Origin of the sequence: Thermodesulfovibrio yellowstonii DSM 11347, from assembly GCF_000020985.1 — a bacterium.
Classification (GTDB): Bacteria; Nitrospirota; Thermodesulfovibrionia; order Thermodesulfovibrionales; family Thermodesulfovibrionaceae; genus Thermodesulfovibrio; species Thermodesulfovibrio yellowstonii.
This window is the reverse complement of sequence record NC_011296.1, coordinates 1,767,933-1,785,666: the sequence shown is the minus strand read 5'-3', so window position 1 is coordinate 1,785,666 and position 17,734 is coordinate 1,767,933. Positions and strand designations below refer to the sequence as shown.

At 34.4% G+C, this 17,734-nt stretch carries 19 protein-coding genes; 6 read left to right on the top strand and 13 right to left on the bottom strand.

The features are described 5' to 3' along the window. Nucleotides 1-257 precede the first annotated feature (257 nt). From THEYE_RS09195 to THEYE_RS09170, 6 genes are all read left to right on the top strand, one after another. The gene (locus THEYE_RS09195) at nt 258-1,100 is read left to right on the top strand and encodes an Mrp/NBP35 family ATP-binding protein (RefSeq protein ID WP_012545002.1); all 843 of its coding nucleotides are present in this window, start codon (nt 258-260) and stop codon (nt 1,098-1,100) included. A 1-nt stretch (nt 1,101) separates the two neighbouring features. Beyond that, nucleotides 1,102-1,833 (top strand): MBL fold metallo-hydrolase, encoded by a 732-nt coding sequence (locus tag THEYE_RS09190; protein WP_012546862.1) that lies wholly within the window; start codon nt 1,102-1,104, stop codon nt 1,831-1,833. Further along, complete coding sequence (locus THEYE_RS09185) at nt 1,823-2,473, top strand: class I SAM-dependent methyltransferase (RefSeq protein WP_012545742.1); 651 nt, start codon at nt 1,823-1,825, stop codon at nt 2,471-2,473. The genes THEYE_RS09190 and THEYE_RS09185 overlap by 11 nt, the downstream gene beginning before the upstream one ends. After that, nucleotides 2,470-3,318 carry an ATP-binding protein gene (locus THEYE_RS09180; protein WP_012545247.1) on the top strand — a complete coding sequence of 283 codons (849 nt, stop codon included), beginning with the start codon at nt 2,470-2,472 and terminating at the stop codon, nt 3,316-3,318. Before THEYE_RS09185 ends, THEYE_RS09180 begins: the two co-directional genes overlap by 4 nt. A gap of 167 nt (nt 3,319-3,485) precedes the next feature. Further along, nucleotides 3,486-3,800 (top strand): type II toxin-antitoxin system RelE/ParE family toxin, encoded by a 315-nt coding sequence (locus THEYE_RS09175; RefSeq protein ID WP_012545451.1) that lies wholly within the window; start codon nt 3,486-3,488, stop codon nt 3,798-3,800. Beyond that, entirely contained in the window at nt 3,797-4,189 is a 393-nt protein-coding gene (locus THEYE_RS09170) for a helix-turn-helix domain-containing protein (RefSeq protein ID WP_012546378.1), read from the top strand. Before THEYE_RS09175 ends, THEYE_RS09170 begins: the two co-directional genes overlap by 4 nt. On the opposite strand, the gene THEYE_RS09165 is transcribed toward THEYE_RS09170, so the two are convergent. From THEYE_RS09165 to THEYE_RS09105, 13 genes are all read right to left on the bottom strand, one after another. After that, nucleotides 4,172-5,500 carry a Ni/Fe hydrogenase subunit alpha gene (locus tag THEYE_RS09165; protein WP_012544964.1) on the bottom strand — a complete coding sequence of 443 codons (1,329 nt, stop codon included), beginning with the start codon at nt 5,498-5,500 and terminating at the stop codon, nt 4,172-4,174. The two genes, THEYE_RS09170 and THEYE_RS09165, sit on opposite strands and share 18 nt — an antisense overlap. Next, a complete protein-coding gene (locus THEYE_RS09160) occupies nt 5,497-6,243 on the bottom strand; it encodes an NADH-quinone oxidoreductase subunit B family protein (protein ID WP_012546316.1) in 747 nt (248 codons plus the stop codon). Before THEYE_RS09160 ends, THEYE_RS09165 begins: the two co-directional genes overlap by 4 nt. After that, nucleotides 6,243-7,079 (bottom strand): FAD/NAD(P)-binding protein, encoded by an 837-nt coding sequence (locus THEYE_RS09155; protein ID WP_012546652.1) that lies wholly within the window; start codon nt 7,077-7,079, stop codon nt 6,243-6,245. The genes THEYE_RS09160 and THEYE_RS09155 overlap by 1 nt, the downstream gene beginning before the upstream one ends. Then, on the bottom strand, nt 7,061-8,128 hold the full coding sequence (locus tag THEYE_RS09150; protein ID WP_012546086.1) for a 4Fe-4S dicluster domain-containing protein: 1,068 nt from the start codon (nt 8,126-8,128) through the stop codon (nt 7,061-7,063). The genes THEYE_RS09155 and THEYE_RS09150 overlap by 19 nt, the downstream gene beginning before the upstream one ends. Nucleotides 8,129-8,262: 134 nt before the next feature. Beyond that, complete coding sequence (locus THEYE_RS09145; protein ID WP_012546886.1) at nt 8,263-9,846, bottom strand: FMN-binding glutamate synthase family protein; 1,584 nt, start codon at nt 9,844-9,846, stop codon at nt 8,263-8,265. Nucleotides 9,847-9,967: 121 nt separating this feature from the next. Next, complete coding sequence (locus THEYE_RS09140) at nt 9,968-11,227, bottom strand: helix-turn-helix domain-containing protein (protein ID WP_012545483.1); 1,260 nt, start codon at nt 11,225-11,227, stop codon at nt 9,968-9,970. 364 nt (nt 11,228-11,591) lie between these two features. After that, on the bottom strand, nt 11,592-12,047 hold the full coding sequence (gene nusB, locus THEYE_RS09135; RefSeq protein ID WP_012546543.1) for a transcription antitermination factor NusB: 456 nt from the start codon (nt 12,045-12,047) through the stop codon (nt 11,592-11,594). Nucleotides 12,048-12,077: 30 nt separating this feature from the next. After that, on the bottom strand, nt 12,078-12,542 hold the full coding sequence (gene ribH, locus THEYE_RS09130) for a 6,7-dimethyl-8-ribityllumazine synthase (RefSeq protein ID WP_012545200.1): 465 nt from the start codon (nt 12,540-12,542) through the stop codon (nt 12,078-12,080). A gap of 13 nt (nt 12,543-12,555) precedes the next feature. After that, nucleotides 12,556-13,683, bottom strand: coding sequence for a rod shape-determining protein RodA (rodA, locus tag THEYE_RS09125; RefSeq protein ID WP_012546334.1), 1,128 nt, complete (start codon nt 13,681-13,683; stop codon nt 12,556-12,558). Further along, on the bottom strand, nt 13,670-15,421 hold the full coding sequence (gene mrdA / locus THEYE_RS09120) for a penicillin-binding protein 2 (protein ID WP_012545126.1): 1,752 nt from the start codon (nt 15,419-15,421) through the stop codon (nt 13,670-13,672). Before mrdA ends, rodA begins: the two co-directional genes overlap by 14 nt. Beyond that, a complete protein-coding gene (locus THEYE_RS09115) occupies nt 15,418-15,906 on the bottom strand; it encodes a hypothetical protein (RefSeq protein ID WP_012546136.1) in 489 nt (162 codons plus the stop codon). Before THEYE_RS09115 ends, mrdA begins: the two co-directional genes overlap by 4 nt. Continuing rightward, a complete protein-coding gene (mreC, locus tag THEYE_RS09110) occupies nt 15,903-16,667 on the bottom strand; it encodes a rod shape-determining protein MreC (RefSeq protein WP_012546337.1) in 765 nt (254 codons plus the stop codon). The genes THEYE_RS09115 and mreC overlap by 4 nt, the downstream gene beginning before the upstream one ends. Continuing rightward, nucleotides 16,667-17,698 (bottom strand): rod shape-determining protein, encoded by a 1,032-nt coding sequence (locus THEYE_RS09105; RefSeq protein WP_012545439.1) that lies wholly within the window; start codon nt 17,696-17,698, stop codon nt 16,667-16,669. Before THEYE_RS09105 ends, mreC begins: the two co-directional genes overlap by 1 nt. Between the last annotated feature and the right edge of the window lie 36 nt (nt 17,699-17,734).

The following is a 17,734-nucleotide window of genomic DNA, read 5'->3' as shown; positions in this document are numbered from 1 at the left end:
GGTCATTCCAAGCACCCTCAATGGGTGCGAGGAATCTGACCTGGAGGGTCATCCTGAAGCGAAGCCGAAGGGTCGTCTCCTTAAATCAGAAAGAGGAGATTCCTCGCAGACCCTTCGCCGACGGCTCAGGGCTCGCTTCGCTCGGCTCGGAATGACAGATGGAGGTAATTGAAAAATTTTAGAGCTTGTAATTTATTGAATTTCAATAGGTTACAAGTTTTTGAACAGTCTCAATTTTTTAAAAGGAGGAAGACGTAATGGCAGAAGAAAAATCCTGTTCCTGTGAAACAGAAAAAGAACAGAGAAGAAGAGAATTAACACTTAAAGCAAATGTATCAGCAATTAAGAAGAAGATTCTTGTCCTTTCAGGCAAGGGTGGAGTTGGCAAAAGCACAGTATCAACAAATCTTGCTACAGGACTTGCAAAGAAAGGATACCATGTAGGACTTCTTGATATTGATATTCACGGTCCTAATATTCCGAATATGCTTGGTCTACAAGGACATTCTCCTTTAGTAACTGATATGGGGCTTTTCCCTTTAAAAGTTTTTGACAATTTGCAGGTAATTTCTATAGGCTTTTTCCTTGAAGAAAAAGACACACCTGTTGTATGGCGTGGTCCCCTAAAACACAGAATGATTGAGCAGTTTTTAAGTGATGTTCGCTGGGGTGAACTTGACTATCTTGTTGTTGACTCCCCTCCTGGAACAGGAGATGAGATAATATCAATTGTTCAGTTGCTTGACAATGTTGATGGCGCAGTTATTGTTGCAACTCCTCAAGAGGTAGCTCTGGCTGATGTTCGTAGGAGTATAAAATTCTGTAAGGAAGCCTCTATTCCCATAATTGGCATTGTTGAGAATATGAGTGGTTTTGTATGTCCTCATTGTGGCAATACCGTTGAAATATTCAAAACAGGTGGTGCAGAAAAACTGGCTGAAGAATATAAAGTTCCATTTCTTGGTAAAATTCCCGTTGACCCTCAGATAGTCAAAGCAGGAGATGAGGGAAAACCGATGATGATTTATTTCCCTGAAGCTAAACCTGCTCAAGCATTTGCTCAAGTAGTTGAAAAAATAACTGAAAAGCTAAAGGTTTAATATGCTTATTGACATCAGAATACTTTTTGATAACTATGAAGGTGAGTCTGGTTTTCGTTCAGGGTTTGGATATAGCTGTTTTATAAAAAAGGGTTATGGAGGCATTTTATTTGATACAGGAGCTGACAATGAGATTTTAATTCATAATCTCAATAAGGCAGAAATAAAGCCACAGATGATTACAAGAGTGGTTTTATCTCATTGTCATAAAGATCATACACAAGGATTGACAGGCATAGTTAATCTTAAAAAAGATTTCAACATTTATGCAGGTAAATCTTGTGCAGAAACCCTTTTAAATAGGGAAGAACTAAAAAATGTCAATCTTACCTTTGTAAATTCAGAGTGTGTAGAAATAATGAATGGCGTTTATCTTACAGGTGAACTCGGTGAAAACATTAAAGAAATATCTCTCCTTATGGATACAGGTGGAGGACTGGTTGTAATAACAGGCTGTGCTCATGCAGGATTAAAAGAAATTTTTAAAAAAGCTAAAGAGATAATTAATGATAAAATTTTTGCGCTGGTAGGAGGGCTTCATCTAAAAGATAAAAAAGAAGAAGAAATCCATGAGTTAATAGAGTTTCTAAAAAGTGAAGGAGTAAGATACATAGCACCATCCCACTGTACAGGAGACCTTGCAAGAAGGCTCTTTAAAAAGTCTTTCCATTCAGGTTTTATTGAAGCAGGAGCAGGCAGTCGCATCTACATCGGAGGAAGTTGTGAGTATTGATGAGCCTTTTGAGAGTTATGCTACCCAGTATGATGCTTGGTATGACTCTGAAAGAGGGAAGATACTCTATGAAAATGAAAAGAAATGCCTTAAAAAACTCATTAACGACTGCAATGGTAAAGTTCTTGAAGTGGGAGTTGGCACTGGTAGATTTGCTGTGCTTGCTGAAGAGGCATTTGGAGTTGATGTGGCAGAAGCACCTCTTAGGATAGCAAAATTAAGGGGTATAAGAGTTATTAAGGCAAAGGCTGAAGAGTTGCCATTCAGAGACAAGGTATTTTCCTGCGTAATGCTTATTGTAACATTATGTTTTGTTAAAGACCCTCTGCTTGCTTTGAAAGAGGCAAAAAGAGTATTAAAAGAAGAGGGTAAAGTTATTATCGGAGATGTATTTTTAGATTCAGAATGGGGAAAGCTTTATGCGCAAAAAAAGAAAGAAGGACATCTCTTTTACAAGCTTGCAAACTTTTATAGTTTTGAAAATTTCAAAAAAATTGTTAGTTTAGTAGGATTAAAAATAAAAAGAGTTTTTGGAACTCTTAAAAAATCTCCCTTTGATGAGCCATCTCCTGAAGAGTCTGAGGCAATAGCTGATGACATAAGCTCTTACGGCTTTGTCTGTGTAGAACTTACAAAATGATAATTTCAGTTGCGAGCGGGAAAGGTGGAACAGGAAAGACATTTTTTACAGGATGCCTTGCTGTAGCAGTTAAAAACAAGGTGTTGGTTGACTGTGATGTGGATGCTGCAAATCTTCATTTACTGCTTCATCCGGAAATCAAAGAATCCTATGAATTCATAGGTGGAAAGCTCGCTCAAATAGATAAAACAAAATGCATAGAGTGTGGACTATGCAGAGAAAACTGTAAATTTAATGCAATAGGAGAGGATTTTCAGGTTGATGAGCTTTCCTGTGAAGGTTGCACCATATGTAGTTATATATGTCCTCAAGAGGCTATTATTCTTAGAGATAGAGTTTCTGGGCAGTATTTTATCTCAGAGACAAAATATGGAACACTAATTCACGCAAGGCTTGGGATTGCTCAGGAAAACTCGGGAAAACTTGTTACAAAGCTTAGAAAAATTGCTAAGGAGACTGCTGAGATAACGGGTTGCCAATACATAATAATTGATGGACCACCTGGAGTAGGCTGTCCAGTTATGGCTTCAATGACAGGAGTTGACCTTGTTGTTGCAGTTACCGAGCCAACCCTTTCAGGAATGCATGACTTAGGCAGGGTTATTGAACTTGCAAAACATTTTAAAATACCTTTAAAAGTCATAATAAACAAGTTTGACCTCAATCCTCAGATGAGTGAAAACATAGAGGAAGAATTAAATAAATTTGAAATTGAGTTAGCAGGCAGAATACCTTTTTCAGAGGAGATTCTTTATTCCGTAAAAAAAGGGTTTCCATTTCTTGAGTTTTCGCAGGGGAAATTATCTAAGGAAATAGAAAGTTTGATACAAAATATTTTTTCCTAAGTTTTTCTTAAATTTTTGCCCTACACCGAAGAATGCTTTAAAGGGTCTATTTATTTAAAAATTGCCAATTCATTGAAATCAAATTCCCATTTTGCTATTATATTTCAATCCTTTTCAGTAAGTATTGAAATTTTTTGTTGACAATATCTCAAAATTGAGATAAAATTATGAAAAAGAAAATAGAAATAGTTCTACATGAAAAAGTAGAAGAGTTTATATTAAATTTGCAGGAAAGAGACAGAAATAAAATTTTACAGATTTTATGTGTATTAGGAGAACGCAATTTAGAGGTTTCTTCAGAATGGTTAAAGAAAGTAACGGAGAATCTTTGGGAATTGAGGATAAGAAATTGTAGATTATTTTATTCAATTGAGGGTAACACGATGAAAATCTGGCATGGATTTATTAAGAAAACTATGAAAATTCCAAAGAGAGAAATTGAACTGGCTCTGGAAAGAATGAAAAAGGAGGAAATAAGGTGAGAAATTTAAAGGATATTCTAAAAGAGCAATTTAAGGATAAAAAATTCAAAGAGGATTTTTACAGAGGACTTGAAAAGACGAGGATTGCCACTGAAATTGCCTATTATAGAGAAAAAAGGGGGATCACTCAGGTTCAACTTGCCAAAATGCTTGGAACTTCTCAGTCTACAATAGCAAGGCTTGAAGACCCTTTTTATGATAATTACTCCCTTAATACCCTAAGAAAAATAGCAAAAGTCTTAGATTTAGAGCTTGTTGTATCTCTGAGAGAGAAAAACGAGAGGGTGCAAGAAGAGTTTTCTCAAAGAGCTGACAGGAATACTCAACAGAAAATTAATCGCAAAAGTAATAAGAAGAGAGGGGGTAAATCCTTAATCTCTATCCCCTAATTTAACTTCCACCATGTGCACTGAACAGGAAATGCAGGGGTCATAGGCACGAACAAGCATTTCAAGGGAAAGCCTTATTTCTTCAGGAGACTGATTAATTATTTCAGGGACAAGTTTTAGCATGTCAAGCTCTATGTTGTGTGTATTCTGATTTGTTGGAATTATACAGTTTGCGTTTCTGAATATACCTCTTTCATCACACTCATAATGATGAATCAGCAATCCTCTTGGAACTTCTACTGCACCAACGCCTTCTCCAGCCCTTTGAGGTAAAAGACCATGTTCATTGATATCTGGCACAACTACTTCATCGTAGTTAATGCCTTTTTGCCAGAGTGTTTCAATAATTCTTATAGCATCTTCAACACAGTGAACACACTCAACTATCTGGGCAACGGTGTTTAGATAGGGATTTATGCATTTTGGTTTAAGTCCTAAAGTTGCTGCAGCCTCTTTTGCTTTTGGATGAAGTTTCTCATAATTTAGATTAAATCTTGCAAGAGCACCTACTGCATAGGATTCTCTATGCCACTTTGTCCTTTTTGCTGAGGCATAGGGAACTATGAATTCATTTGTCACATTCTTATACTCATACTTGCTTACCCTGTATCCGTCTGTTGAGCCAATATCACCATAAAGAAGTGGATATTCATCTTCATCATTTACAAGTGCGATATATTCTGTATCTCTTTCAAACTCTGGAAACTTTAAATCTTTGAATAGCTCAATAGTTACTTCTATATCTTTCTGAAGTGCTAAGAGTTTTTTGTGCATTTCTTCAAGGTCTATCTCAGAAGGAAGCTTTGTAAATCCACCTATAACTGCTGAGATTGGATGAACATGTCTACCAACAAGTATATCACAGAGTTCATTACAGAGCCTCTTCATTCGCAGAGCCCGTATTACAACATCAGGATGAGACTTTATAAGAGGCACAAAGCTTGGAACTCCGACAAGATCTGGTGCAACAAGAAGATATATGTGAAGAATGTGGCTGTCAAGTTGTTCATAATGTAATAAGAGCTTTCTTAAAAGCACTGTTTGCTCAGTAGGTTTTATTCCTAAAGCATCCTCTGCTGCCTGAATTGATGCAAGTGTGTGTCCGCATGAGCATATTCCGCAAATTCTGCATGTTATATGCGGTGCTTCGTAGATTGAACGACCTCTTAAGAAAGCCTCAAAAAAACGGGGGGATTCAACAATTTCAAGTCTGCAAATCTCAAGCTTTCCATCTTTGACTTCAACTACAATATTTCCGTGTCCTTCAACTCTGGTTAGATAGTTAACGTTGATGCTAATGTTTTGACTCACTGTTTATCTAACTCCTTGCACTTATTATACATTTCTATTTTTTTCATTAAGAAATCTTCAGGGATATTGTATTTCTTTAATACTTCTTTAAATCCTTCAGTGTTTGGATTTATCGTAAGCCCTCTACAACCATAGCAGATATTTCCATTATTTATGCACCAGGAGTTACATCCTGCCTTTGTAACAGGTCCCATACAGGTAAGGCCTCTATCATACATGCATACATTTTCATTTAGTTTGCATTCAACACATACGGGATACTCAGGCACATAATAAGGAATCCCCTGGAGAATGCATTTGAGCACTGAAATAAACTCTGGCTGATATATAGGACAACCATTTATAAAGTAATCAACGGGCACAACCTGATGAACTGCTTTTGTTTGCAGTGTTGGGAAGAATTTATAGGACTCTCCGTAGACATATTTACCGACTTCTTCAAGGGGGAAGGAGTTTTTCATGCCGTTAACACCGCCAATTGTGGCACAGGAACCCAGGGCAACAAGGATTTTGCTGCGCTCTCTAATTTTTTTCACTCTCTCAACAGCATGCTCATCCGTGATGCTCCCTTCTATAAAAGCAACATCAAACTCCCCATCCCACTTCTCTGACATTACTTCTCTGAACTCAACAACCTGAACAATATCAAGAACATCAAGCAGAGGTTCACCAATATTGGCGACCTGAAGCTGGCATCCTTCACAGCAGGCAAAATCAAAAAAAGCAACCTTTGGTTTACTCATTATAGTGCCTCTGCCATATCCATTATTTCTTTAAAGGTAAATACAGGACCATCCTTGCAGCAATAAAGATTCTGTATTTGACATCTACCGCATTTTCCCATACCGCATTTCATATGTCTTTCAAAGGAAAGTAGAATCTGGTCCACCGGTAAACCCTTTGCTAAAAGCTCTTTTATGACAAATTTATACATTACAGGAGGTCCTACTACTGCTGCATAGGTTCTTAAGGGGTCAATATCAACGCCAGGAATAAGAGAGGTAATTAATCCTACATTTCCTTTCCAGTCTGGGTCTGCTCTGTCAACTGTGCAGGCAAAGTGTATATCAAGTCTTTTACCCCATTCTTCAATTTCATCTTCAAAAAGAAGTTCTCCGGGAGTTTTGCATCCAAAAAGTATATGGATTTCTCCGAAATCTCTGCGATTGTCAATGGCATAAAGTATTAATGAGCGCAAGGGTGCAAGACCTAATCCTCCAGCAATTATTAATAAATCATGCCCCTCTATAATTTTGATTGGGAATCCATTGCCATAAGGTCCTCTAACCCCAATAATGTCTCCTACATTTAATTTATGTAGTGAGTTTGTAACTTTACCTACAGCTCTTACACATATTTCAAAATAATGTCTATTTAAAGGAGAAGAACAAATAGAAACAGGAATTTCTCCTATTCCCATCAAAGAAACCATTATAAACTGTCCTGGCTCAAAATCAAGCCATGTGTGGTCTTCAAAGACTAATTTGAAAAGCTTTTCTTTATCTGTTAGAGGTTTTATATCTAAAATCTTTGCTTTTTTTAGATTATAAGGGGAATCTTTTATAACCACTTGCGCCATATTTTTGCCTCTGATTCTCTGATTAGTGAAGTTAAAACTTCTTTAAGATTAATTTTTGCCATGCATGTGCGGGAACATCTACCACAGCCTGTGCAGAAAACCATACCATAGCGGTCAATATGATACCTGAATTTTCTATAAAAACGATGTCTCTGTCTTGCTGAACGTTCTCTGCGAAAATCTATTCCACCTGCAACCTTTGCAAATGGGTCAAGTTGGCAGGAAAACCAGATTCTGTATCTTTCGCCTGCTTTTAAACTTAAATCAACATCTTCTTTAATATCAAAGCAGTAACAGGTAGGACAAACAGCTGTGCAGTTGCCGCAACTTAGACACTTCTGTTCAAGTTCTTTCCATACTGATGCATTAAATGAACGATCAAATAAGTCTGGAAGATATCTTCTTTCTGTTGGAATTTCATTATTAAATTTTTTTAACTTTGTATTTCTCATATTTTTTAGTTCTTCAATCTGTTTTTCAGTAGCTTGTTTAAAAAATCCTGTTTTTTCAATAACATCCATTCCTTTAGAGGAATGAATATGCACTATAAAATAATCATTGAGTTCTGTGAACATCAAATCATATCCTGTGGTAGGTATGTGAGCACCTACAAATGAACAACTTGCATATTCATCGCAGTAATCATTACACTCAATTCCTATAATTGTTATATGTTTTTTTCTGATAAGATAGCCTGTGTCTTTGGGTTTATCTGAAAGAACCATATTAAGGCATTTTATTCCAGCTATATCACAGGTATGAACACCAAAAAGGATTAGGTTTTCATAATCTACAACAGGTTCAATTTGTAAATCTTTATTTATATCAAACTTCAATATCGTTTCTTTCTGTGGCATAAAATATTTTTTAGGTGGAATTATTGTTGGTATATATTTAAGATTTACACTGTTAGCAGATTTTATTTCTTGAAATACGTAATTTTTAAAACCTTTGTGAACAGGAGCAACTACTTTAGATATTGAGATAAGACTATTTATGAAATCGTTGATTTCTGCTTTTTCAATTACTTTATATTGTTCAATTTTCATAAATTAATGTCTCAAAATATAAAGATATGGCATTATACTTTTTTTAAAAATATTTTGTCAATATACGGCAAAAAACTGCCGTATAAAATTTTAATTTTGAAATGAAGGAGAGGCAGAGCCTCTCCTTAAGAAGATTAGCTTAAAAGAATTTTCTGGGCTTCTTCCATATCAGCTTCCATTACATAAGGAATGCCTGTTACTTCAGAGGCTTCTTTTGTAAGTGCAACAATATCATTTCTATCAAGATATTCAATGGAGAATTTTCTTGCACCAGCCATAAGCTGTTTGAGTCCAAGAGTGAGTCTGTCAACGAATGTATACATTGCAATAGCACCCCATGGAAGCTTCTTGAAGGCTTTACCATACTTATTTTTAAGTACTTCCGTGGTAATAAATATTTCTTCTACAGAGTTTCCATATTTTGCTATATCAGCCGGAAGTTTGCCGTCTTCATACCATTTATGGATGTTCTTGCCAACAAAGGCTGGAATCATTAAAGCTCTTCCCATACAGACAGCTTTAAAGTAAGGTGCGCCGAGTGCCAATGCTTTAAAAATGTGGTCTTCAAGAGAGAATCCACCTGCAATTGCAAGGTCTGGCACATATTTTTTCTTTGCTGCAAGCTGTTTTGCAAAATTGTAGGCAATTGCCTGAAGATAAATGGTTGGAATGCCCCACTCATTCATCATTCTCCATGGACTCATGCCTGTTCCACCGCCAGCACCATCAATTGTAACAAGGTCAATTCCTGCATCAGAGGCGAATCTAAGAGCTCTTGCAAGGTCTGTGATTCTGTATGCACCTGTTTTTAAAGAAACAAACTTTGCACCAGCTTTTCTGTAATGTTTTACTGATTTTTCAAAACTTTCGTAGTCTACCATGCCAAGTCTTGAATGTCTTTCAAACTCTTTAAATTCACCAGCTTTGTAAGCTTTCTGCACAACTGGGTCTTCAGGATCTGGCAAGACTATATAGCCTCTTCTTTTAAGTTCAAGAGCTCTTTCAAGGCTTTTAAGTTTAACTTCTCCGCCTATATCTTTTGCTCCCTGCCCCCATTTAAGCTCAATGCATGTTACGCCAAGTTTGTCAATAGCATACTCAGCAGAGGCAAGACGAGTATCTTCAACATTTTGCTGGAGAATTATTTCACCATAACCATCATACCATTCTTTGAAGCATTTTACTCTTCTTTCAAGTTCAGGAGATTTTGTTACTTTACCGTTTTTGTCAAATTCAGCTTTAGGATCCATTCCAACAACATTCTCACCGATAACAACCATAATTCCTGAAATTGCAGCTCCTATTGCTAATCCTTCCCAATTGTCTTTTGCAATATCTGTTGAACCAAGAGCGCCTGTAAATATCGGTATTCGCATCTTAATTTTATAGTTTTTGCCAATTTCTCTTTCAATGTTAACAGCTGGAAATGTTGCTTTGTCAGGGTTAGGTTCAACGCCAACCGCACCAACACATGTTCCCTGAATATTGAGATGAGAATAATCAACAGGATACTTTTTGGTTGCTCCTGCTGTAACTTTTCCAAAAGGTCCGGGATAAACTACTTCTCTTCCTCTAAAAGAGGATTTTCCTATCTCACAAAAGCCAGGACATCCGTCAAGACATACTGCACAGATTCCTGAATAGGGTGCAGGGTCAGATACCCTGTTACGAGTTCCTGTTGCAGAACTTGCATTTGGTTGACCAGGATTTACGCTCATAATAAACCTCCTAAAGTAATAGTAAATTTTGATGAGATTAGTTTAGTATTACTAACTCATTTGGGCAAAAAAATATCCACGATAATTTTTGCCCATTTTAAAAAATTTTGAAAACGAATAATTATCTACTTATAACTAAAAGTTCTGCCTTATCACCTCCTTTATTCTGCCATTGTTCTGGCATGGATTTTTTAATATAAAAAAAGTCTCCTTCTTGGAGACTGTGAATAGAATTATTTATTCTCACAGAGACTTCTCCCTTTATTAAAAATACAATCTCAGGTTCTTTTTTTGTTAAAAAGTGTCCTTTTATAGAAGAATTTGGAGGTATCATAATAAGATAGGCTTGAAAATTTTCATCAGATAAAACTCTATAAATATCTGCAGAGGATATCTTCTGTGGAAGTTTTGCCAATATATCTTTTTTCTTAATGAGAAACTTCTCCTCAGTTTTAGTTTCATTTAATATCTCACTTGCTTTTACTCCAAGGGCATCACAAATCTGCATGAAAGATACAATAGATGGAGCAATTTGGTTATTTTCCATCTGGGAGATGAATCCTGGCGTGAGATTAACTTTTTCTGCGAGTTCCTTCTGACTTATGTTCCTTGAAATTCTTATTTCTCTTAACTTGTTACCAATATCTAAGACAAGTGTTTGTTCAGTTGCTTTAATATGTATTTCGTCGTTGTCAGTTACTTCATACATATGAGGTTTGAAGGCTTCACGATTTTTTCTTCTTGATAGTTTCAATGCTTTAAGGAAAAGACTGTCCTTACGTCTATATAGTTCCAGAACTACTTGAGTTATATGCCTGATATTTGCTTTAAATTTCTGACTGTGGGCATCTCTTTCTACGATCCAATAAGCTACGCTATCAAGATCAAAAAGTCTTGGACACATATATGTAAAAAAGCTATAGGTTAGACTTTCATCTTTAATAAGATTCTGCATTCCTGTAAGACTATCAAAAATATAAGCTGTAGGAGAGGATATCTTGCTTTCAACCATAGTTATTGCATTTGTAAGCTCATCAAGATTGGATGGATTTGAAAGTTTAACAATATGAATTTTCTTGCTTAGTTCTTCATAATTTCTTAAAAAAGTAGCATCATTTTTCCCTTTTCCTGAGGTAAAACTGTCTATTATATGGAATTTTTCATTTATACAGTTGCCAAATTCTTTTAAAAGAGTGGGAACTGATTTGTTAAAACTAATATATACAATATCGTTTGATTCCGCACAAGCAGCTTCAATAAACTTCTTAATAAAGATTTCATAGGAAGTTCCTGCATCAACTTCCCATACAACATTATCACCAGAATAGATATAATCAATAAGATTATCTAATCCACTTATGCCAGAAGATAGTTTTTCCACGGTAAACGGTTGCCTCTTAGAATTAAATTTTAGTAATACTAAATTTTTTTGTCAAGTTTTCGTTTTATTGAGGCTGTTTAATAGGTAAAGTCCATCCATAGGAGTTTCAATGACCCAGAGGAATCTGACCCGAAGGGGCATCTTTTTCCTTTGTCATTCCGATCACCCTCAATGGGTGAGAGGAATCTCTGGACTTAAAGGGTGACTATAGAAAGGAGAAGATTCCTCACTTCGTTCGGAATGAGAAAGTAAAACAAATTAAGCAAAGCATGAAATATTCACAACTGTTTGAAATACAAAAGATGAGTTTTATGACTGTAGTAAGGCAAACTATATTTAAAATATAAGCTTTTAAGAACTTCTGCTATTTTTCAGCAGACTTATTATGGCAAATTTCTTCTTTTGCAATTCTGTCAAGAATCCCATTAATAAAGGCAGCACTTTCTTTTGTGGAGTATTTTTTCGCTATTTCTACTGCTTCATTTATTGTTACCTGATAAGGAATATCTTGACGATATAGTATTTCATAAATTGAAAATCTTAGAATATTTTTGTCAATTGTTATCATCCTTTCTATATTCCATTTATCAGCATACTTTTGAATAATTTTATCAATAATATCAATATGCTCAATTGTCCCTTCTATCAACTGATTTGCAAATGATTTTATATCAGAGTTTTGTTCTTCATAATTTCTTTCCCAGAATTTTTCAATTTCTTCTTGTAAAAAATTATAATTACATATTTTTTGGGTATTTTCATTCATTTCACAAGCATATAAAAATTGTAAAACATATTCTCTTGCTTTTCTTCTTTTCATTGGTTATTTATTACCGTTATATTTTTACGACTATTTTAATTGTCCCATAACCTTTGCCATTTCAATGGCTACCAATGCTGCGTCCCAGCCTTTATTACCTGATTTTGAACCTGCTCTTTCTATTGCTTGTTCAATTGTGTCAGCTGTAATTATTCCAAAAGAAACAGGAATACTGGTTTCTAAGCTGACAAGGGCTATTCCTTTTGATACTTCAGCTGCTATGTAGTCAAAATGAGGAGTTGCGCCTCTAATTAAGGTGCCAAGACAGATAATTGCATGGAATCTACCAGATTGAGCTAATTTTTTCGCAATCAAAGGAATTTCAAATGAACCCGGAACTCTTACAATTTCAATATCCTTTTCTATAGCTCCGTGTCTTATCAAAGCATCAATAGCACCTTCAAGAAGACGTGAAGTAATAAATTCATTAAATCTACTTACAATAATTCCGAACTTTAAACCTTGAGCTTCAAGTTTTCCTTCAATAATTTTCATGTTTTTCCTCCTCCTATGGATAAAATAATTCAAATCTTCTCATTCTAACATTTATTACAAGAGCAATTCCTATAAAGTTAGCAAGAAGAGTTGTGCCACCATAACTCATAAATGGTAAAGGAATTCCTACTACAGGCATAATTCCAAGAGTCATTCCAATATTTATAAAAAAGTATAAAATAAAAATTGAAGTAAAACCTAATGCAAGGAGTTTGCCGAAGTTATTTTTAGCAATTATAGATGTCTGAAAGCATCTTATAAAAAAGGTAAAATAAAGTGATAAAAGTATAAGACAACCTATAAATCCCCATTCTTCTGCAAAAATTGGAAAAATAAAATCCGTATGTCTCTCTGGAAGAAATTTTAAAGGTCCCTGTGTGCCTTCAAGGAATCCTTTGCCAAACAGTCCGCCAGAGCCTACAGTAATTACAGATTGCATAATATTATAACCAATTCCTTTTGGGTCTATATTAGGGTCAATAAAAGCAATTAATCTATTTTTCTGGTATTCCTTTAACCCCTCCCATAGAATTTCCCATAAGAAAAATACTGAAATAATCAATATAGCGAGAATTAGTATCATCAATCTTGTGCGTAATCCTTTGTAAATTATCATTATAAATGTAATTGTAAGGATTAAGATTGCAGTTCCGAGATCAGGCTGTTTAACAATAAGTAAAAAAGGTATTATGCCAAAAATGAGTAATGTTTTTAGGGTATCTTTTATTGATAAAGGAGATTGTTTATCTTCAAGAAATGCTGAAATACTAATTATAAAAATTATTTTAAATATCTCTGATGGCTGGAATGAAAAAAATCCAAGATTTATCCATCTTTTTGCTCCCATTGCTGTTTTACCTGTAAAAAGAACAATAATAAGAAGCAAAATTCCAGTAATGTAAAATATTAACCAGAAATCCTTAAGTTTTATATAATCAAATGTTATAAAAACACATAACGCTATTATAGCTATTATCAGCCATATTAACTGTTTTACATAAAAAGGAGGTTGTTCCCCCTCATCAAGAGGTGGTCTTGTAGCACTATAAATTGTGAGTATGCCAATAATGCATATAAAAAGAACTACTCCTAAGGTAACCCAATCAAAAGAGCTAATCAGCCTTCTGTCAATTTTTAACATTTAATTGCCTTTTTTTAAGAATGTATCCTTCAAGAATATTCTTTGCCACCGGTGCAGCAACTGCTCCTCCGCTTCCTCCATGTTCAACAATAACAGAGAAAGCTATCTCAGGTTTTTCTACAGGAGCAAAACCAATAAACCAAGCATGATGTTCAATATTTTTATATGATACCTTTTCTTTCAATTTTTTGCTAACTACTTGAACTGTTCCTGTTTTCCCACCAAATTTTATCATATAAGAGCGAGCACTTGATGCTGTTCCGTTTGGCTCATTTACAACTCCTGACAATGCATCTTTGATTATTTCAAGGTTTTTAGGATTCAGATTCAGATTCTCTTTATAAGGTTCTGTGCCTCTAATTATATAGGGAGTAATTTTTGTTCCTCCATTTACCATTGTAGCCATAACATTAGCCATCTGTAATGGAGTAACTTTAAGAAATCCCTGTCCTATGGCTGTATTAAATGTATCGCCTAGGAACCATGAAGTTTTTTTTATCTTTTTTTTCCATTCTTCATCAGGAACAAGTCCTGACTTTTCTTCAGAACTAAAACCTGTAGAATTACCTAACCCTAATAAAGTAGCATATTTATATATTTTCCCTATGCCAAGAATTCTGCCAAGTTCATAAAAATAAACATCACAAGATTCTATAAGTGCTCTTATTAAATTTACTGGACCATGTCCTTCTTTTTTCCAGCATCCGAAAGTCCAAGTCCCAAAGCTTATGCCTCCAGTGCAGTTAGCAAGAATTCTATCAGGTGTTACGACTCCTTCTTCAAGCCCTGCAATTGCGGTAATTATTTTGAATGTTGACCCTGGTGCATACAATCCCTGAATTGCTCTATTAAGCAAAGGATTCTGTGAATTATTTATCAACTCATTCCAATAAGTTCCTGAAACCCCTTCAACAAATATGTTCGGATCAAAAGATGGAGAACTTAATAATGATAATATTTCTCCTGTATCAGGTTTCAATGCAACAAAAGCTCCAGCATGACCTTCAAAAGCTTTATAAGCTGCTTCCTGTAAAAGTGCATCAATTGTTAAGTAAATGTCTTCACCTTTTACAGGAGGTGCTTCCTTTATAAGCCTTAGTTCTCTGCCAAGAGCATCAACTTCTATAATTTTTTCTCCAGGTATGCCTATCAGTTTGTCATCAAATATTTTTTCTAATCCAGTTTGTCCAACTAAGAAATAAGAAGGTAAGTTTTGATATTGAGGATTATTTTTTATTTGTTGTTCTGTAATCTTGCCGAGATATCCTAATAAGTGAGCTGTTGCTGGACCAAAGGGGTAATATCTCTTTATTTCTGTCTCTATTATTAATCCAGGTATTTCTGAACGCCTTGCTTCAAGCATGGCGATTTCTTTAAATGTCAGGTCTTCTTTTATTCGGATTGGCATGTAAATGCTTTCAGACTTCTTTTTAAATTTTTTTTGTAAATCTTCTGTGGATATATTTAGAATTTTGGCTAAAAGATTTACATCCACCTTATCTATATATTCAGGAGAAATTAAAGCAGCGAAGGAAGGAATATTTTCAACTAATGGTATACCATTTCTGTCATAAATAATTCCACGTGGAGCAGGAATTTTTATTATTCTAATTCTATTTTGTTCAGCAAGTTTTTTATATTTTTCTGTATTAAGTATCTGAAGTTGCCAGAGTCTTAACAAAATAATGATAAATATTAGAAAAATTATGCCTATGAATATCCGATTTTTAATTTTCATGGTTTTCTCCAGCTTAAAATCAAACCAAAGGGGATATTTAGGAGTCCTTTTATGAAAGATACTTTTAAAAGCATAAAATATCCGATGTTAATATTGAAAAAATATATCATGATAAAACTGTAGATGATTTCATCTATTATAGTAAAAATGCAAATAATAATAGCTTTGAATAGTTCTGTCCAGTGAAAAAAAAGTTGTTTAATCAATAAGATTAATAAATAACCTGTAAGAGTTTTGGATATAATTGCTGGACCGATTACTCCTTGAAATAAATCTTCTATTAATCCAATTGTAATAAAGAATAAGATAGGTAAAAATTCTGAAGGGGCTATTTTTTTTTGTTCTATATCAGGGAAAAAATAGTGTATAACAAAAAGATAGATTAATAAAAATGAAAAATTAAAGTTTATACCATCAATTATAAAAATTTGTTCAACAAAAAAAGTAAAAAATATGAATATGCTCCATTTAAGTATAGATTTCATATCAAGCTTTTAATTATTGCAACGTCTTCAATTTTTGAGTCTGATTGATATGGGATAACTTCTATATTTTGAAAAAATCCTTTTTTCCTTTCAACTTTTCTTATTACACCAACTTTAATGCCTTCTGGAAAGATGCCATCTGTGCCTGAAGTGATTAATATATCTCCAACTACTATGTCTTCTTCTAACGGGATATATTTGAGAACACAAAGATTTGTTCCAGTTCCACTTACTACACCTTCTACTCTGGTTCTTTCAACTCTTACGGACACAGAAAAATTAGGATCAGTTAATGAAAGCACTTCAGAGAAATTTGATGATGTAAATATGATTTTTCCTGCTAATCCATTTAAAGTTATTACAGGCATACCTGCTTTTATTCCCTGATCATATCCTTTATCTATCCAGAAAGTTTTAAGGAATTTATTTGAACCTGTTCTTGTTACCTTTGCTATAGTTATTACTTCCTTTTTCTTTTCTTTTAGATTTAGCAGTCCCTTTAATCTTTTATTTTCTTCAATAAGTTCATAATAAGATTTTTGTTGAAGAATCATCTGATATAATTGTTCTTTTAATTTTTTATTTTCTTCTTTTAAATCTAATACTTCAGAGAAAAAATTTTTTAAATATTGAAAAGGGGATATTAAGTTTGAAAAATCAATTTTAGCAAAACTTATAAGTCCTTTAGCTTGGTAGCTTATAAGAAAAAAAGATGCTAAACATATGACAGCTATAATCAAAATAGTTGTTTTTTTTGTCATCAGTTAACATTAAGGGAAACTCTTCTGAGTAAATCAAGCTTATCAAGCATTGCACCACATCCTTTAACAACTGCTCTAAGAGGGTCATCAGGAATTATTACAGGAACTCCGGTATGTTCTCTTATGAGAATATCAAGACCTCTTAACAAAGCTCCTCCACCAGCCAATACTATTCCTTTATCTGCTATATCAGAAGCAAGCTCAGGGGGGGTATTTTCCAAAGTAACTTTTATTGTGTCAAGAATAATTGAGACAGGTTCCTGCAAAGCTTCTCTGATTTCTTCTTCAGTAATGTTTATAGCTTTTGGTATTCCAGTTATTAAATCTCTACCTTTAATTTCCATTGTTTTGTCAGAGTTTATAGGATAAGCACTGCCGATATTTATTTTTATTAGTTCAGCAGTCCTTTCTCCTATCATAAGATTATATTTTCTTTTGATATAAGCTATTATTGCTTCGTCCATTTTGTCTCCGCCAACTTTTACGGCTTTTGAACATACAATGCCGTCAAGAGAAATTACAGCCACATCCGTGGTTCCACCACCTATATCAACTATCATATTTCCAGAAGGCTCTCCTACAGGAAGTCCTACTCCTATCGCTGCAGCCATAGGTTCTTCTATAAGATATACTTCCCTGGCACCTGACGCAATTGCAGCATCTTTAACAGCTCTCTGTTCAACCTGAGTTATTCCAGAAGGTACTCCAATTATAATCCTTGGGGAAATAAAACATTTTCTATTATGGGCTTTTGTAATGAAATATTTAAGCATTTCTCCAGTGGCGTCAAAATCAGCTATAACACCATCTTTAAGGGGCTTTATTGTTATAATGTTGGCTGGAGTTTTTCCCATCATTTCTTTTGCTTCGCTACCAACAGCAATAACTTTTTTATTATCTCTTCTTACAACCACAACTGATGGTTCATCACATACAATTCCCTTGCCTTTTACATAAACCAATGTATTTGCTGTTCCAAGGTCAATTGCTAAATCATTAGAAAATTTTCCAATTAATTTCTCAAGAAGCACATCATCCTCCTGAACATGAATTTTAGATTATTTTAA

What these genes read in the sequence shown, in the direction of transcription:
- rodA (WP_012546334.1), bottom strand. Translation starts at nt 13,683, where the DNA reads ATGTTAAAAATTGACAGAAGGCTGATTAGCTCTTTTGATTGGGTTACC.
- THEYE_RS09190 (WP_012546862.1), top strand. Translation starts at nt 1,102, where the DNA reads ATGCTTATTGACATCAGAATACTTTTTGATAACTATGAAGGTGAGTCT.
- THEYE_RS09145 (WP_012546886.1), bottom strand. Translation starts at nt 9,846, where the DNA reads ATGAGCGTAAATCCTGGTCAACCAAATGCAAGTTCTGCAACAGGAACT.
- ribH (WP_012545200.1), bottom strand. Translation starts at nt 12,542, where the DNA reads ATGAAAATTATTGAAGGAAAACTTGAAGCTCAAGGTTTAAAGTTCGGA.
- THEYE_RS09175 (WP_012545451.1), top strand. Translation starts at nt 3,486, where the DNA reads ATGAAAAAGAAAATAGAAATAGTTCTACATGAAAAAGTAGAAGAGTTT.
- THEYE_RS09195 (WP_012545002.1), top strand. Translation starts at nt 258, where the DNA reads ATGGCAGAAGAAAAATCCTGTTCCTGTGAAACAGAAAAAGAACAGAGA.
- THEYE_RS09160 (WP_012546316.1), bottom strand. Translation starts at nt 6,243, where the DNA reads ATGAGTAAACCAAAGGTTGCTTTTTTTGATTTTGCCTGCTGTGAAGGA.
- mrdA (WP_012545126.1), bottom strand. Translation starts at nt 15,421, where the DNA reads ATGAAAATTAAAAATCGGATATTCATAGGCATAATTTTTCTAATATTT.
- THEYE_RS09155 (WP_012546652.1), bottom strand. Translation starts at nt 7,079, where the DNA reads ATGGCGCAAGTGGTTATAAAAGATTCCCCTTATAATCTAAAAAAAGCA.
- THEYE_RS09150 (WP_012546086.1), bottom strand. Translation starts at nt 8,128, where the DNA reads ATGAAAATTGAACAATATAAAGTAATTGAAAAAGCAGAAATCAACGAT.
- mreC (WP_012546337.1), bottom strand. Translation starts at nt 16,667, where the DNA reads ATGACAAAAAAAACAACTATTTTGATTATAGCTGTCATATGTTTAGCA.
- nusB (WP_012546543.1), bottom strand. Translation starts at nt 12,047, where the DNA reads ATGAAAAGAAGAAAAGCAAGAGAATATGTTTTACAATTTTTATATGCT.
- THEYE_RS09115 (WP_012546136.1), bottom strand. Translation starts at nt 15,906, where the DNA reads ATGAAATCTATACTTAAATGGAGCATATTCATATTTTTTACTTTTTTT.
- THEYE_RS09180 (WP_012545247.1), top strand. Translation starts at nt 2,470, where the DNA reads ATGATAATTTCAGTTGCGAGCGGGAAAGGTGGAACAGGAAAGACATTT.